This is a genomic window from Rhizobium sp. SVR5-9E (assembly GCF_056755095.1).
In genome coordinates this window covers 126023-141114 of record NZ_JBNDHS010000003.1, presented here as the reverse complement: position 1 = coordinate 141114, position 15092 = coordinate 126023, and the positions used below count along the sequence as shown (strand labels likewise).

Annotated in this window: 12 protein-coding genes; 6 read left to right on the top strand and 6 right to left on the bottom strand. The window is 62.5% G+C overall.

Translation table 11 applies throughout. From position 1 onward, the window contains the following. Positions 1-65 precede the first annotated feature (65 nt). Positions 66-485 carry an RNA polymerase-binding protein DksA gene (gene dksA, locus ACPYOJ_RS03165; protein WP_168831116.1) on the bottom strand — a complete coding sequence of 140 codons (420 nt, stop codon included), beginning with the start codon at positions 483-485 and terminating at the stop codon, positions 66-68. A 276-nt stretch (positions 486-761) separates the two neighbouring features. Between dksA and ACPYOJ_RS03160 the strand changes: the two genes are divergently transcribed. The 4 genes from ACPYOJ_RS03160 (at position 762) to ACPYOJ_RS03145 (ending at position 4640) form a co-directional block, all read left to right on the top strand. Further along, complete coding sequence (locus tag ACPYOJ_RS03160) at positions 762-1256, top strand: SixA phosphatase family protein (RefSeq protein WP_168831115.1); 495 nt, start codon at positions 762-764, stop codon at positions 1254-1256. A gap of 66 nt (positions 1257-1322) precedes the next feature. Further along, a complete protein-coding gene (locus ACPYOJ_RS03155) occupies positions 1323-2798 on the top strand; it encodes a YcjX family GTP-binding protein (protein ID WP_481414947.1) in 1476 nt (491 codons plus the stop codon). After that, positions 2795-3877, top strand: coding sequence for a YcjF family protein (locus tag ACPYOJ_RS03150; protein WP_168831113.1), 1083 nt, complete (start codon positions 2795-2797; stop codon positions 3875-3877). Before ACPYOJ_RS03155 ends, ACPYOJ_RS03150 begins: the two co-directional genes overlap by 4 nt. A 211-nt stretch (positions 3878-4088) precedes the next feature. Further along, positions 4089-4640 carry a hypothetical protein gene (locus ACPYOJ_RS03145; RefSeq protein ID WP_481414946.1) on the top strand — a complete coding sequence of 184 codons (552 nt, stop codon included), beginning with the start codon at positions 4089-4091 and terminating at the stop codon, positions 4638-4640. A gap of 52 nt (positions 4641-4692) precedes the next feature. Here the strand turns inward: ACPYOJ_RS03145 and folK are convergent, their stop codons facing one another. The 3 genes from folK to folP are packed head-to-tail and all read right to left on the bottom strand — an operon-like array spanning position 4693 to position 6436. Then, entirely contained in the window at positions 4693-5196 is a 504-nt protein-coding gene (gene folK, locus ACPYOJ_RS03140) for a 2-amino-4-hydroxy-6-hydroxymethyldihydropteridine diphosphokinase (RefSeq protein ID WP_481414945.1), read from the bottom strand. 1 nt (position 5197) lies between these two features. Continuing rightward, positions 5198-5572 carry a dihydroneopterin aldolase gene (gene folB / locus ACPYOJ_RS03135; protein WP_168831111.1) on the bottom strand — a complete coding sequence of 125 codons (375 nt, stop codon included), beginning with the start codon at positions 5570-5572 and terminating at the stop codon, positions 5198-5200. Next, a complete protein-coding gene (gene folP / locus ACPYOJ_RS03130) occupies positions 5573-6436 on the bottom strand; it encodes a dihydropteroate synthase (RefSeq protein WP_481414944.1) in 864 nt (287 codons plus the stop codon). Positions 6437-6535: 99 nt separating this feature from the next. Here folP and ACPYOJ_RS03125 point away from each other — a divergent pair, with 99 nt between their 5' ends. Continuing rightward, complete coding sequence (locus ACPYOJ_RS03125; RefSeq protein ID WP_481414943.1) at positions 6536-7162, top strand: DUF922 domain-containing Zn-dependent protease; 627 nt, start codon at positions 6536-6538, stop codon at positions 7160-7162. Positions 7163-7445: 283 nt separating this feature from the next. On the opposite strand, the gene ACPYOJ_RS03120 is transcribed toward ACPYOJ_RS03125, so the two are convergent. Beyond that, a complete protein-coding gene (locus ACPYOJ_RS03120; protein WP_168831108.1) occupies positions 7446-7766 on the bottom strand; it encodes a 2Fe-2S iron-sulfur cluster-binding protein in 321 nt (106 codons plus the stop codon). Between the two features lie 214 nt (positions 7767-7980). Beyond that, positions 7981-8349, bottom strand: a complete 369-nt coding sequence (locus ACPYOJ_RS03115; protein ID WP_481414942.1) for an Hpt domain-containing protein — start codon at positions 8347-8349, stop codon at positions 7981-7983. A 464-nt stretch (positions 8350-8813) separates the two neighbouring features. Here ACPYOJ_RS03115 and ACPYOJ_RS03110 point away from each other — a divergent pair, with 464 nt between their 5' ends. Then, complete coding sequence (locus ACPYOJ_RS03110) at positions 8814-15008, top strand: apolipoprotein A-IV repeat region-like domain-containing protein (RefSeq protein ID WP_481414941.1); 6195 nt, start codon at positions 8814-8816, stop codon at positions 15006-15008. Positions 15009-15092 lie beyond the last annotated feature (84 nt).

Sequence of the window (15092 nt, the reverse complement as noted above, 5' to 3'; positions counted from 1 at the left end):
CGCTGCGCGAACAAAAAAGGCACCGCGACGGCGGTGCTTTTTTTGTTTGAGGAGCGCCTGAAGGCCTATTCGTCCCGATAGACCTTTTCGCGCCGCTCGTGGCGCTCCTGCGCTTCGATCGACAGCGTTGCGATCGGCCGCGCGTCGAGACGCTTGATGCCGATCGGCTCGCCTGTTTCCTCGCAATAGCCGTAGGTACCGTCTTCGATACGCTGCAATGCTGCATCGATCTTGGAGATCAGCTTTCGCTGCCGGTCGCGGGCCCGTAGTTCAATCGCCCGATCTGTTTCGGAAGAAGCCCGGTCTGCGAGGTCCGGATGATTGGCGCTTTCCTCAGCGAGATGGTCCAGTGTCTCGCGCGCTTCTCTAAGGATGTCGTTTTTCCATGCGACCAGCTTAGCTCTGAAGTAAGCCCGCTGGTTTGTGTTCATAAATTCCTCGTCCTCCGAGGGAACGTAACTGCTAAGATCGATCTTCTCACTCAACGCGATTCTCCTGAAGAACATCTCATCTGGCCGGGTGTATATCCCAAGCGCCGTCGCCGATTCAAGCCAAATACGACACGTTAACAGATTTTTAAATCTGTCATATTTTTACGCTAACAGGCTATTTTCCAAGCACTATTAGGACTGCTGGATTTTGCTTCTTGTTCAAGATGACGTGTTGTAGTTCGTGTTTTGTGCGGCAAGCGGCGCGGATGCGGTTGACGCCGGCGATCGGCGGAGGCTACTGAAAAGGTTCATTCGCTCGTGGATTCTTCTATGGCCGCAATTTTGCCTCCGCCTTCACGAATCTATCTGTTGCGGCATGCCGAGGCCGCCTGGGCGCAGCCCGGCGAACGGGATTTCGACCGGCCGCTGAGCGACAAGGGTTATGACGAGGCGGAAATCGTCGCCGACCGCGCAGCCGACAAAGGCTACCGGCCGGATCTTTTGATCAGCTCCACCGCAAGGCGTTGCCGCGAGACCACCGATGCCATGCATCGTGCAATGGGGCTGTCGCTGGATATCCGCTACGTCGATGAGCTCTACAACGCCACCCCACAGATCTACTTCGAGATCATCGATTCCCAGACGGTCGGCTCCGTCATGCTCGTCGGTCATAATCCGACGGGCGAGCTAACACTGGAAGCGCTCATCGGCCACGATGCCCTGCTCCGCGCACTGCCGGGCGGCTTTCCCCCGGCCGGCCTTGCGGTCCTCGATTTCGACAACGGTTCCGCGAGCTGGAAGCTGACCGACTTCCTGCGCGATTAAAGCCGCTTCTTTTTGTGGACGGCTTCCCGTCCTATATGCTTGAGCACTGACAACCGGAAACCCGCCTTGCCGCCAAGCCTGACATCATTCGCCGACGACGCGCGCATCGCACTCGACAATCTCGCGGATCGCGCCTCAAGCCTCGTGAATCCGGCCATCCGCCTCGGGGTCACCGGGCTCTCCCGCTCAGGCAAGACCGTCTTCATCTCGTCGCTCGTGCATAACCTGCTGCACGGCGGGCGCTTGCCGCTTTTCGAGCCCGTACAGTCCGGCCGGGTATCGGCCGTCCGCCTGGAGCATCAACCGGACGACGCGGTGCCGCGATTCCAGTATGAGGATCACATCCGCGCTCTGGTGAAAGAGCGGATATGGCCGGATTCGACCCGCGCCATTTCCGAACTGCGCATCACGCTGGAGTATCAGAGCGCCAGCGGCTGGAACCGTCTGTTTTCGCCCGGCCGCCTCTCGATCGATATCGTCGATTATCCCGGAGAATGGCTGCTCGATCTGCCGCTTCTTGCCAAGGACTACAGGACATTCAGCGAGGAAACGCTGGAGCTCGCCCGCAAGGGTGTCCGCGCGGAACTCTCCCGCGACTGGCTGGCAGTCACCGGGGCGGCCGACGTCGACGCGCCGGCCGATGAGATGCGCGCACGCGATCTCGCCGCCGCTTTCACCGGCTACCTGAAGGCCTGCAAGGCCGACGAGCGCTCGTTGTCGACATTGCCGCCGGGCCGCTTTCTATTGCCCGGCGATCTTGAGGGATCGCCCGCGCTCACTTTCGCGCCTCTCGAATTTCCATCCAAAGGCAAGCCCGCCAAGGGATCGCTCTGGGCGATGATGGAGCGCCGCTACGAGTCCTATAAAGCCGTCGTCGTCAAACCTTTCTTCCGCGAACATTTTGCGCGGCTCGACCGCCAGATCGTTCTTGTCGATGCGCTGCAGGCCCTGAACCGCGGCCCCGAGGCGATGCAGGACCTGGAACGGGCGCTGACCGACGTTCTTGCCTGTTTCCGCCCCGGCACCAACTCACTCCTCTCCTCGCTTCTCGGCCGCCGCATCGATCGTGTTCTTGTCGCCGCCACAAAGGCCGATCATCTGCATCACGAGAGCCACGACCGCCTGGATGCACTGACGCGCCGTCTCGTAGATCGCGCCATTCAGCGGATTGGTATGGCTGGCGCTGGCATCGACGTCATGGCGCTTGCCTCCGTGCGCGCCACCCGCGAGGCGACCGTCAAGCGCGACGGTCACGAATTGCCGGTCATCGTCGGCACGCCGATCGAAGGCGAGACGATCGCCGGTGAACGCTTTGACGGCCTCAGGAAGACGGCTATCTTTCCCGGGGATCTTCCGGAAAACCCGGAGAGCCTGTTCGACAGCATTGAATCCGGAAGCCCAGATGCCCAATTGCCGGACGTGAATGTCGTTCGCTTCCGGCCGCCGCAGCTCGAGGAAACCGGTGCCGGCATAAAGCTCTCGGTACCGCATATCCGGCTCGACCGGGCCATGCAGTTTCTGTTTGGAGACCGTCTCGCATGAGCAAACCCGCCTCAGGAGATTCAGATCTGCCGCGCCGCGCCCCGGCCGCCTTCGCCTACGAGGACGATCCGCGCCCCGTTGAGACGGAAAAGAAGGCCGAACGCCGCAAACCCGCAAGCTTTGGCGGCGAAGTGGTGCTCACCCCGGACGAGGAGGACCCCTTCCTCAACCCGGACGGGGATATCGCCCCCTTCCCCGTCGCCGCGCCGCGCAAGAGGCGTACGTCCTTCGCCAAGATCGCCCTTGGCGCCTTCGGTGTGCTCCTGTCGCTCGCCTTCGGTCTCTGGACCGACAGCCTGATCCGCGATCTCTTTTCCCGTGCGGACTGGCTGGGCTACACGGCGCTGGCGGCGCTCGCGATCGGCATCCTCGCAGTCATCGCCATCGTGATCCGCGAGACCGCGGGCATCATGCGCCTTGCCGCGGTTCAGACCATCAAGGCGGAGGCGGAGGCCGCCATCCTTGAGACGAAGCCCGCCAGGGCGCGTGCCCTGGTGAAGAACCTTGCAAGTCTGCTTGCTGGCAAGCCCGAGACCGCCAAGGGCCGCGCGACCCTGACGGCCGCCGAAGGCGACATCATCGACGCACCGCATCTCGTCGCGCTCGCCGAACGTGAATTGCTGGCGCCTCTGGACCGGCAGGCGAGAGCGCTGATCGTCAATGCATCCAAACGTGTTTCGATCGTCACTGCCGTTAGCCCCCGTGCCGTCGTCGATCTGCTCTATGTCCTGTACGAAGCCTCGCGCCTGATCCGCGCCATGGCGGAGCTCTATGGCGGCAGGCCCGGCACGCTCGGCATGATCCGCCTGATGCGGGACGTTCTTGCTCATCTCGCCGTCACCGGCTCCATCGCCGTCGGCGACAGCCTCGTACAGCAGGTTCTCGGTCATGGCCTCGCCTCCAAGCTCTCGGCCCGGCTCGGCGAAGGCGTCATCAACGGGCTGATGACCGCCCGCATCGGCATAGCGGCGATGGATCTCTGCCGTCCGCTTGCCTTTCGCGCGCTGAAGCGCCCCGGGATCGGTGATTTCATCGGCGATCTCGCCCCGTCGATGGCGGCGCGCACGAGCAACAAATGACATCGCTGTCGTTTTTCTGCCCGCCCGCCTTCCGTAACGGACGAATGCGCGAACGATAGGAAGTTCAGCGTATTAGCGGCAGAAATTGAATCCTGCGGTATTTCAAAACTCCTTTACTTCCAGTGCATTTCGGCACATTGGAAACTAAGCATTAACCATTATTCGGCAAAACTCCGAGCTACGAACGGGTGGTGGTTGCCAAGGAAAATCCATGTATTCGCGCAAGTTTCTCTTCGTATGCGGGCTCGCCGCCGCGGCCTTGTTTCCAATGGCAGATGGTACGACGGCTGCCAGCGCCGCGACACGCGACAAGGCTTTCTTCGAATCTGTAGCGGGCACTTGGCGGGGTCCGGGCGAAATCGTCGCCGGCAAATACAAGGGCACGAAATTCAGCTGCAATCTGATCGGCTCGGCCGTGAACGACGGCGGGACGGGCATCAAGCTGGATGGGTCCTGCCGCGTGGGCGTATTCAAGCAGCCGATGACAGCCGTGATCGCGCAAGCGGGTAGCAGCTATAAGGGCAAGTTCCTCGATGGTGCCGCCGGCAAGGGTCTCGACGTGGTCTCGGGAACCGTCACACAGGATACGGTCGTCGTCGGCTTGAACCGCGCCAAGCTGAACGGCGCGATGATCGCACGCGTCCGCGACGACAAGACGATGAACGTGACCGTGTCCGTCAAGGTCGACGACCGCATGATCCCGGTCATCGGCCTCACGCTGACCCGCCAGGTCGATGAAATGACCGTCGGCTCCGTTCAGTAAGAAATACGGTCATACGGGAACATGAAGCGGCGGTTCTCCGCCGCTCTTTTTGTCAGCTGCTGCGCCACCAGTCGCGGTCGGCATCGGCAACCTCGATGCCCTGGATATCCGCGTCGGAAAGCCAGTCTGCCACCGTCCGACCCTTGACGATGAGGCCCGGCGCTATATCGGCAAGCGGCGTGAGAACGAACCCGCGGTCGGTCATGCGCGGATGCGGCAGCTCCAGTCGCGGCGCCTCCTGCTCCAGATTGCCGAAAGTCAGCAGATCGATGTCGAGCGTGCGCGGCCCCCAGCGCTCGATGCGCTCGCGTTTCATGTCTCGCTCGATACCGAGACAAACGTCGAGCAGCGCCTCCGGTTCGAGCCGCGTGTCAAGCGCCGCGCATGCATTGAAGAAGAAGGATTGGTCCGTCTTGCCCCAGGGCGGCGTGCGATAGAGCAGCGAAACCGCGACGACGCGGCAATCATCACGCGCGTCGAGCAGCCGCAACGCGGCAGCCATTGATTTCACGGGATCGCCGAGATTGCCGCCCAGCCCAAGCGTCGCGGACCTCACATCAACGGCCGGCAAAGTGTTCAATGCTCACCTGTACGAAATCGAGAACGCCTGGCACCGGCGCATTCGGCTTGCGCACCGTAATCTTGGCGCGCGTGATCTGGTGGAACTTGTCGCAAAGGCCCTTGGCGATATCGAGTGCCAGCGATTCGATCAGATAACGGCGCCTGCCTGTCACGATCTCCTCGATGACTGCGAAGGCGACTCCGTAATTCACGGTATCGTCGATCGAGTCGCTTTCGAGAGCGTCCCCCGCAATGACATCGAGCTCGGCATCCACGAAGAATCGCTGGCCGAGGAACTCCTCTTCGTCGTGCACGCCGTGACGCGCGAAGAAGGCGCAATTTTGCAGCGTGATTGTATATTGCATGCCCATTCAGCCTTCTCCCCGCTCGAAATTCCTGCGCGCAGCCAGCATAGCATCCGCCATGACCAGTGCGTCCCTGTTGATTGCGACATTGTGCACCCGGAAAACCGCTGCGCCCTGCAACCGCAAAAGCGCACTTGTCGCTGCCGTCGCAACATCGCGCTCAGCCGCGTCGTGCCCTGTCACCGTGCCTATGAAGCGTTTGCGCGAGGTCCCGGCGATGAGCGGCAATCCGAAACGGTGCAGCTCGGAAAATCTTGCCATCAGCTCCAGGTTCTCATCGGCATCCTTGGCAAAGCCGAACCCAGGATCGAGCACGATCCGCTCACGCGAAACGCCGGCTTCCGCCGCGATCTCCAGAGAGCGAGCGAGAAAATGATGCTGGTCGGCAATCACGTCGGGAAGCTTCTCGCGTTCCCGGCCCGTATGCATGAGGCAGAGCCCGGCGCCGGTATCGGCCGAAACCTTCGCGATCGCCGCATCCTTCTGCAATCCGAAGACGTCGTTGATGATATGCGCGCCGACCCCGACCGCAAGCCGCGCCGTCTCCGCCCGGTAGGTATCAACCGAAATCAGTGCGTCGCTTCTGCCGCGCAGCGCCTCGATCACCGGCAGCACGCGCGCCTGCTCTTCCGAAGGGCTGACCGAGGCAGCGCCCGGACGCGTCGACTCCCCACCGACGTCGATGATCTCCGCCCCGTCTGCGACAGCCTGGAGGGCATGCGCAACGGCGGCATCGACGCTTTCATAACGTCCGCCATCGGAAAAGGAATCCGGCGTTACGTTGATGATCGCCATGATAACGCCACGCGGTCCGAGTTCTATTTCGCGGCCGTGTGCCAGCCGCCAGAAACTGCTTTGAAGCTGTCTCACGGGGGTTATCCCACTGATCAAAAAAGCCTAAGCTCTGTATTGCGCTTGGGGTGCCTATGCCCCAAGCTCGGTCAAACTTCAACACGGGTAGCGTCAAGAATGCCTTCTGCTTCGCGTTATATGCGTCTCGTGCTTGCTTTTTCCATGACGCTTGCGCTCTGCAGCCAAGCCGCGGCCGAAGTCATTGCGACTAAGACTTATTCCTACTTCGATATCCGTGGAAGAACGGCAGGCCAGCTCGATGACGAACTGAGCCGGCGCGGACCAACCGCAAGCGGCTCGTCGGCCCGTCATCCAGGCGCCACCAAAATCCGCTTCAGCGGCGAGGCAAGCTACGTCCAGAAGAACGGCCGCTGCCGCCTCGCCAGCGCGAAAGTCGTCGTTCACACGCAGATCATCCTGCCACGCTGGCGAAACCGCCGGGGCGCAAGCAAGGAACTGTCGATGGTCTGGGATGCGCTCTCAAGCGACATCAAGAGACACGAGGAGCGTCACGCGGAAATCGCCCGAACGATGGCACGCCGCATGGAGCAAAGGATCCGTTCGCTGCCCGCCCAGCGCAGCTGCGAGGCCATGCAGGAGCTGGTCTCGGAGGAATCCGGCCGCGGAATAGAAGAGCACGACAGGTTGCAGGCGCAATTCGACCGCGTCGAGGCCGTCAATTTTGAGCGCCGGATGATGCGTCTGCTCAGCAACCGAATCAATGCGTCGGCGCGCAGGAATTAGCCAAATTTCGGGCAAGGGCCGCTCGGAACTGTGTGCTATACAAGCAACCCTGTGTAAAAAAAGCCCACGTCCTCCACAGCCTCTCGGCATAATGGGATATGCGACTCAGCCGCCACGCGCTAATATGAACACATACGAAAGTTTAGACGGGGTACGCCTGATCTTTCGTATTGGTTCTCCTGGCGCGTTGTAAGCCGCGGGCGGTCCTCCCTCGTCCGATTGGTTATGCGCCCGCCTCGCCTCGCTCGTCCGTCTGGCGTGCGAGGCTTCTTTTTGAAGCCGATCAGGCCTGCCGCTCGGGCACGTGCACGGTCAGCCCGTCGAGAGCCGCCTTCATCCGGATCTGACAGGAAAGCCGCGAGCTCGGACGGACGTCAAAGGCGAAGTCGAGCATATCCTCTTCCATCGGTTCCGGCGGGCCAACGCGATCCGTCCACTCATCGTCGACGTAAACGTGGCAGGTCGCGCAGGCGCATGCGCCGCCGCATTCCGCTTCGATGCCCGGCACCGAGTTACGCACGGCATTTTCCATCACGGTGGAGCCTTGGTCAGCATCCAGCTCGAAGCGCGTGCCGTCAAAGGCGACGATAGTCAGTTTGGGCATGTTGTTTTCCGGTAAACGTAGAGGGGAGGATCAGAATTTTTCTTCCAACAAATCTGATAGGCAGTCAACATCGACCGCCTTCACGGTTTAATTCCACATTTAAAAACGACAGGCTTTTCCGTTTGCGCCATGCAGCTGGTCACAAAAAGACCGCCGCTCCGGCATGGAGCGGCGGACAGAGCGCCCGACAATTCTCAGCTCTATAGGTCAGGACCTAGCGGCTGAGTTTCAGAATGAAGTTTTCAGCCTCCACGATGGCGGCCCCGACCGCGGCCATGTTGGCCGCATCGCTGCAATCGGCCTCGAGCTTGTCCGCCGCAGCAGACACCCGGAAGGCACCGACCGAGCTCGCTGCGCCTTTCAAACGATGGGCTACGGCTGCCATGCTCTTCGTGTCGCCTGAAGACAGCTTCTGCAGGCAAGCGCGAGCCTGCCGCGCAAACATCTGCAGGACCTCGGCTTCCAGGGCCTTGTCGCCCATCGTCTGCTTCGCCAGATGAACAAGGTCTATCGGACGGCCTTTTGAAGGGCATGGCCCCGTGGAATTATCCGGCGCCTCGAACGCGATACTGACTGCTGCCATGTGCAAATTCTCCTGTTTCCGACGCCGCCTTTAAAGCCATGCTGCGTTGGGAGAATGGCAGTCGCGTTAAATTTCGGGACAGTTCGGAGGGAATTCTCGCGCTATGGTTAACGGCCGTTAAACATGCTGAAATTATCGGATTTTCCGCCTCTCCTAACGTTAAATGATGTTAACAACATGTTAACGAGTAGCGCTTGGCAAGGGTTCGTTAATTGTCTCAGCAGGCCGGATGTGTCACTACGATACTCGTATAGTAAGTTTCTGGTACGTGCCTTTGCGGCCTAAGTGGATAGTGGTAATGTTTTGATACCGTCCGTTTGCAAAAGCGGCTATCTACTCTGAAATGACATGCTTATCCGTGCCTCGGTGGGGGGTGGAAAGCGTCAGAGGCAAAGGTTAGATCCGGGCGCGGCGCTGTCCGGAAATGCGGCTGAACCGGCTGAGATGTAACGAGGCGTAACCGAATGGCGAACAATAAATATAGCGAGTCGATCGAGGACAAGGCGTTCCAGGCACTGGACGAAGCACTCCAAATCGACTTCAGCCAGCAAAGCGCACCGCCTCGCGGCGGCAAAACGCCCAACCCTCCGGCAGCCAAAGCATCGGACACGCCATCTGCCCGCAGCGATCAGTCCGAGCAGAGCCCGCGCCGCCCTGGCCGCGGCGCCCGGCCCCCCGAGCCGCCTGCGCCACGTTCGCCGGCGTTGGAGCCGGCAAACGACGCCAACCGCATGACCGCCGCCACCATCCTGAAATCGCTGGACGGCGGCTCGACGCGTCCGGCCGTCCGCAACGCGACGCTCGTCTCGCTGCTTTGGATCGTCGGCGGTCTCGGTCTGATCGCCCTGCTCTACTCCCCGCAGATCTGGCAGGTCCGTTCGCTCTCCGATCTCGTGGCGTTGCCCGGCGTCGTTGCCGGGATCGTCGGCATCGTCGTGCCGGTCCTTCTGTTCTACGCTTTTGCGATCATGATTTCGCGTGCCCAGGACATGCGCAATGCGGCCCGCTCGATGGCGGAAGTCGCTCTTCGCCTTTCCGAACCGGAAACCATCGCTTCCGAGCGCATCATGACCGTGGGCCAGGCCGTTCGCCGCGAAGTCTCCGCCATGAACGAAGGCATCGAGCGTACGATCGCGCGCGCCTCCGAGCTCGAGACGCTGGTTCATTCCGAGGTGAACGCACTTGAGCGCAGCTATGCCGATAACGAGCTGCGCGTGCGCGGCCTGGTGCACGAACTCGGCTCCGAGCGTGAATCCATCATCAACCATGCGGAACGCATTCGCAGCTCGATCGTCGGCGTCCACGATCAACTGAAGGAGGACCTCTCGCTTGCCACGGAGGAAATCGCCGTCCGGCTGGCGACCTCCGGCGAGGCCTTCGCCTCGATGATCGACACGCGCGCTGCAACGCTGACCGAGAAGTCGGAAACGGCGATCCAGTCGCTCGGGACGCTTCTCGCGGCCAAGACCGATTCGCTGCTGCAGACACTGACCTCGTCCGGTTTTGCGCTGGCTCATGAATTCGACACGCGCCTGGAATCGCTCACAACCAGCCTTAGCGCGCATGGTGAAAAGCTGATTGGCCAGTTCCAAACCCGCGCCTCCACGATGGACAGCACCGCCGAGAAGCTGAATGCGGCCTTGAACGAGCGCGCCCGCCAACTCAACGACATCCTGATTGCCCGCACCCGCGAAATCAACGACAGCTTGACCGGCGGTGAACGCGACATCACCGGGGCGCTTGACGACGTGCTCGCCAAGCTCAACGCCACACTCGACGAAAAAGGTGCAAGCTTCCGTCAGAGCCTGCAGTCCACTGCCGATGAGGCGATCATGGACCTCGACCTGCGCTCCGGCTTCTTCGACGAGCGTCTGCAGGCAACCGTTGGCCAGATGTCGACGGCGTTCGACGAGCGGGTGGCGGAATTTACGAACGCCTTCGATAAGCGCACCGGTTCTCTCGATGCCAAGCTGATGGAAAGCCTCGCCCGTATCAACGAGACGCTCGCAGGCGGATCGGAGTCGATCGACGGCATCCTCAATTCCAGCATCGAGCGGCTTGGCGCTTCGATCACCGATCAATCCTTCGCTTTGGCAACGGCGCTGAGCACCAGCCAGGAAGTTCTCGAAGGCGCGCTCGGCAACAGGGTCAACGAGATCTCCGAGGCGCTCTCCACGCGCACCGGCGAGATCACCACAGCCCTGCGGGCGGCGACCGGCGATATCTCCGAGGCGCTGACCTCCGGCGTTTCCGAGCTGCATGGCAGCCTTTCGGGCCGCACCAGCGAACTGACCTTTGCGCTGCAGAGCGCCAGAGAGGAAATTTCCGGAGCCCTGGCATCCGGCACGTCCGAACTACAGACGAATCTCTCGAGCCGTACCAGCGAACTGACGTCCGCGCTGCAAAACGCCAAGGGAGACCTCTCCGAGGCTCTCGCATCCGGCACCGGCGAACTACAGGCGAACCTTTCGAGCCGCACCCGCGAACTGTCCTCCGCGCTGCAGAACGCCACCGGCGATATTTCGCTGACGCTTGCCACCGGCACGTCCGAACTGCACAACAATCTCGCCGCACGTTCCACGGAATTCCGTGAAACCCTCCTTTCGACGACGTCCGATCTCACCGCTGCGGTATCCGCCGGCACGGAGCAGATCACCTCGGCATTCGGCCGCGCCGACGAGCTCAACGACGTGATCTCCCAGCGCGCCGCAGCGATTACGCAGGCGCTGGATTCTGCCCATGAGCGCATCGATGGCGTCATGGTCGAGCGCAGCAATGCGCTCGTCGACGCCCTGTCCAGCAACCACGACCGCCTGACCGACGCCCTCGATGAAAAGACGATGGCGCTTGCCATCTCGCTCGACGACAGCCAGAGCCGCTTCGACAATGCGCTTGAGGCGCGCACCAACGCGATCCTCGACACGGTTGCGGGCGTCGAGGCACGGGTTGCCGGCGCCTTCACCGACAAGACAGACGCGATCCGCAGCGCGTATACGGAAAATCAGGACAGGCTCGAACGTTCGCTCGGCCAGCACGCGGAAGCGCTTTCCTTCACGCTCACGCGCAACAGCGACCGGCTGGAGACGTTGACGGGCGAAGCGGCTGCGCGGATGGAAACGCTGACCAGCGAAGCAGCCGACCGCCTCGACGGCGGCCTTGCCTCCGCCCACGAGCGCATCCGCGCAACGCTCGATGACCGTTCGAACGCGATCAACCTTTCGCTCAACGAAGCGCATGCTCAGATCCGTGACACGCTGTCCGACCAGGCGATGACCATCAGCGCCTCCGTCGCGGCAAGCGCCAGCATGCTCGAAATGTCGCTGGAAGATCACGAAGCTTCGCTCCGCCAGACAATCGACAACAGCGCCAAGTCGCTGGACGAGCGGCTGCGCGAAGGCGTCGGCCAGATCGCCGGCCGCTTCCAGGACGCGGCGGGCGAAATCTCGCGTTCCGCAGAAACCTTTTCCACGCATCTCGATCAGTCCATCGATGGCATGACGAGCCGCTTTGCCGAAACCGGTTCGCGCGTCGAAGCCGGGCTCACGGCTCTCGAAAACCGCATCCGCGACGGCGTCGGTGGTGTCGCCGAACAGGTAGACGCCGCAGGCCTGCGGCTGTCCGGGACGCTCACGGAGAGCATTTCGCAGTTGCGCGAACTCGGCGACGATGCCGCGCTGCGCGTTACCACCGTGCTGGAGAGCACCAGCGATACGCTCGCCAGCGCAATCGATGAGCGCACAGCGCGTCTGGCAACAACGATCGACGAAAGCGCGACAACCCTGACGACCGCCGTCGACGAGCGCGCGGCAAATCTCACGGCGTCGCTGGACGATCGTGCGGCAAATCTCACACAATCGCTCGACGAGCGGGCTGCACAATTCACCGGATCGCTTGCCGATCGCACCGCAAATCTAACGGCCTCGCTCGACGAGCGCACCGCCAATCTCACCGCTGCACTTGACGATCGGACGACGGGCCTCAAGACGTGGATGGACGAACGTGCCGAAAGTCTCGCGTCTTCGCTCGACGAGCGGACGGCAAACCTTGCTCTGGCCATGCATCGCGGCGGCGAACATCTGGACGAACGCCTGTCCACAATGGATCGCGCGCTGACCCAGGGCCTCAACGCGGTGAACCAGACGATCGAGGGCAAGGCCGCTGGCCTCGCATCGACGCTTCGCACCGCCGTCGCCGACGCTGCCCAGGGCATGGACGCCGAAGCCGCACGCACGGCAGAACTGATGGCCCGTACCGGCCAGCAGTTCACCGAAGGCCTCGATCAGAGAAGCGGCGAGTTCGCGCGTGCCATGGACGAGCGCTCCGAACATATCGTCAGCCGCGTTTCCGAGGCACAGAACCGCCTTGCAAGTCAGGCTGCCGCCGTCGCCCAGACTTTCTCCGAAGCGGGCAATGCGATCGTCAACAAGGTCGCCGAGGCCGAGGGCCTCGTCAGCGGCCAGGTCAACGCCATCTCGCAGGCCCTGTCGGACGCACAGTCGTCGCTTGAAACGCGCGGTACCGCGATCCGCACGACGATCTCCTCCGCCAGCGACGAGATCGCTGCAAAGATGGCGGAAGTCGATCGCGCCCTTGAAGCCCGCGGCAGCGCAATTCGCTCCGGCCTGGAAGAGCGCGCTCGCGAGATCGACACGACTTTGACGGATGTCGAAAAGGCGCTGGAAGCCCGTGGCAATACCATCCGCTCGACACTCGACGAACGCACTCGCGAACTCAACTCGATGCTTGCCGGCCGCTCCTCCGAGCTGTCGCGCCTCATCGACGAGACCGCTCGTCCGATCATCGAGCGCTATTCGGAAACCGGCAAGGAAGCGGCGGCCCGCATCGCGTCTGCCGCAGAGCAGAGCGCAGAGCGCCTGCGCGCCGAAAACGCCGCACTTGCGAATGCGATCGTGGCACGTACGGAGAGCGCGGCCACGGCGGTCAACGCAATTGAAGGCAGCCTGCTTGCAAACGTCAACACGCTGATTGAGCGCCTGTCCGAAAACAGCGCCTCGATGGCGCATATGATGAACCGCGCGGCAGAAGATCTGACCAACGTCGACGGACGGCTTGGTGAAACCACCGCGCGCTTCACCGACTCTGCGTCCAAGGCTGCGGAAATGGTATCAGCCTCCACCCGCCTTCTCGAAGGCAAGGTCGACCGCCTCTCCAACATATCGGGTCAGACGCTCGCGCAGGTCGGCGGCATCGTCAGCCGCTTCGACGAGCACTCGAAGGTGCTCACCCAGGCGTCGACCCTGCTCGGCGCTGCGCAGTCGAACCTGGTCTCGACACTGGAAGAACGCGAAGGCGCGCTCCAGAGCCTGTCGGTCAGCCTCGTCCAGCGTTCCGAAGACATCGAGAAGACGATGCATGCGCTCTCGGGCATGGTCGAAACCGCCTTCGAACGCGCCGAACAACGCGCCAACCAGGTCGCCGGCAATCTGCGCCAGGGCGTGCAATCTTCCTTCGCCGATGTCGGCCGCGTGCTCTCGGAGACCGAAAAGCGGGCCGAGGAAGCCGCCGCCGCGCTGCGCAATACCATCGCCAAGGCCGGCGAAGAGGCGAACGCTGCTATCGAAGGAACCTTCGGCGGTGCTGAACGCCGCTCGAACGAGTTGTCGAACCGCCTTCGCGGCGGCCTGACGGCATCGCTCTCGGAGGTCGAGCGGATGCTCGGCGAGGCGGGCCGCGCTTCAGATGGCGCCTCCCAGAAACTCCGCGAATCGCTCCGCGAGGCCGTCGACGAGGCGATTGGCCGCTTCTCTGGCGCCACCGAGGAAATTCGCCGCTCGGCCGGCGAGATCCGCAAGGAACTCGACATGACGCGCAGCGAGCTGAAGCGCGGTGCATTCGACCTTCCGGAAGAAGCCAAGGAAAGCGCAGCCGCGATGCGTCGTGCCGTTGCCGAGCAGATCAAGGCGCTGCAGGACATCTCGCAGATCGTTGGCCGCTCCACGCAGCAGCTCGAAATCTCCGAGCCGGTCGCACGCGCGGCAGCCCAGGCCCAGCCCGCTCCGCGTCTGGCACCGGCGGCGCCACAACCGGCCCCACCCCCGGCTCCGGTCCGCCAGCCGATCGAGGACGGCTTGACGCTTCGCGGCACGATCGCGCCGGCAAGCCCGGCCGCACCCGCTCCGCAGCGCGCCGCACCGGCGCCGGCCACGCCTGCCCGCCAGGAAACCGGTGGCTGGATCAGCGATCTTTTGCGGGGCGCCTCGCGTGACGAAGCCGCTCAGGAAACGCCTGCGGCCCGTCCTGCTGCTCCAGCCCCCGCCCCGGCACAGCGTGCCAGCGACAACCGTAATCCCCGGCACGTCGTCGAATCGTTGAATTCGCTCTCGGTCGATATCGCCCGCGCCATCGATCACGATGCCTCGGTCGATCTCTGGCGCCGCTATCAGCGCGGCGAACGTGACGTCTTCACGCGCCGCCTCTACACGCTGAAGGGCCAGCAGACCTTTGATGAGATCAAGCGGAAGTACGACCGCGAGCCGGAATTCCGGACCGCCGTCGATCGCTATATCGCCGATTTCGAGAAGCTGCTCTCCGACGTCGCCCGCACCGATCGCGACCGCACCATCACCCAGTCCTACCTGACCTCGGATACCGGCAAGGTCTATACGATGCTGGCCCACGCCGCGGGCCGCCTGAGCTAACGGTAGCAAAGCGAAAGATTGCTGCAGAAAGGGCCGCCTCTAGGCGGCCCTTTCTCTTTGCGAGATCATGTGGCCGCGCACCTA

What these genes read in the sequence shown, in the direction of transcription:
- folB (WP_168831111.1), bottom strand. Translation starts at nt 5,572, where the DNA reads ATGGGCATGCAATATACAATCACGCTGCAAAATTGCGCCTTCTTCGCG.
- ACPYOJ_RS03160 (WP_168831115.1), top strand. Translation starts at nt 762, where the DNA reads ATGGCCGCAATTTTGCCTCCGCCTTCACGAATCTATCTGTTGCGGCAT.
- ACPYOJ_RS03120 (WP_168831108.1), bottom strand. Translation starts at nt 7,766, where the DNA reads ATGCCCAAACTGACTATCGTCGCCTTTGACGGCACGCGCTTCGAGCTG.
- ACPYOJ_RS03150 (WP_168831113.1), top strand. Translation starts at nt 2,795, where the DNA reads ATGAGCAAACCCGCCTCAGGAGATTCAGATCTGCCGCGCCGCGCCCCG.
- ACPYOJ_RS03110 (WP_481414941.1), top strand. Translation starts at nt 8,814, where the DNA reads ATGGCGAACAATAAATATAGCGAGTCGATCGAGGACAAGGCGTTCCAG.
- ACPYOJ_RS03115 (WP_481414942.1), bottom strand. Translation starts at nt 8,349, where the DNA reads ATGGCAGCAGTCAGTATCGCGTTCGAGGCGCCGGATAATTCCACGGGG.
- ACPYOJ_RS03145 (WP_481414946.1), top strand. Translation starts at nt 4,089, where the DNA reads ATGTATTCGCGCAAGTTTCTCTTCGTATGCGGGCTCGCCGCCGCGGCC.
- ACPYOJ_RS03125 (WP_481414943.1), top strand. Translation starts at nt 6,536, where the DNA reads ATGCCTTCTGCTTCGCGTTATATGCGTCTCGTGCTTGCTTTTTCCATG.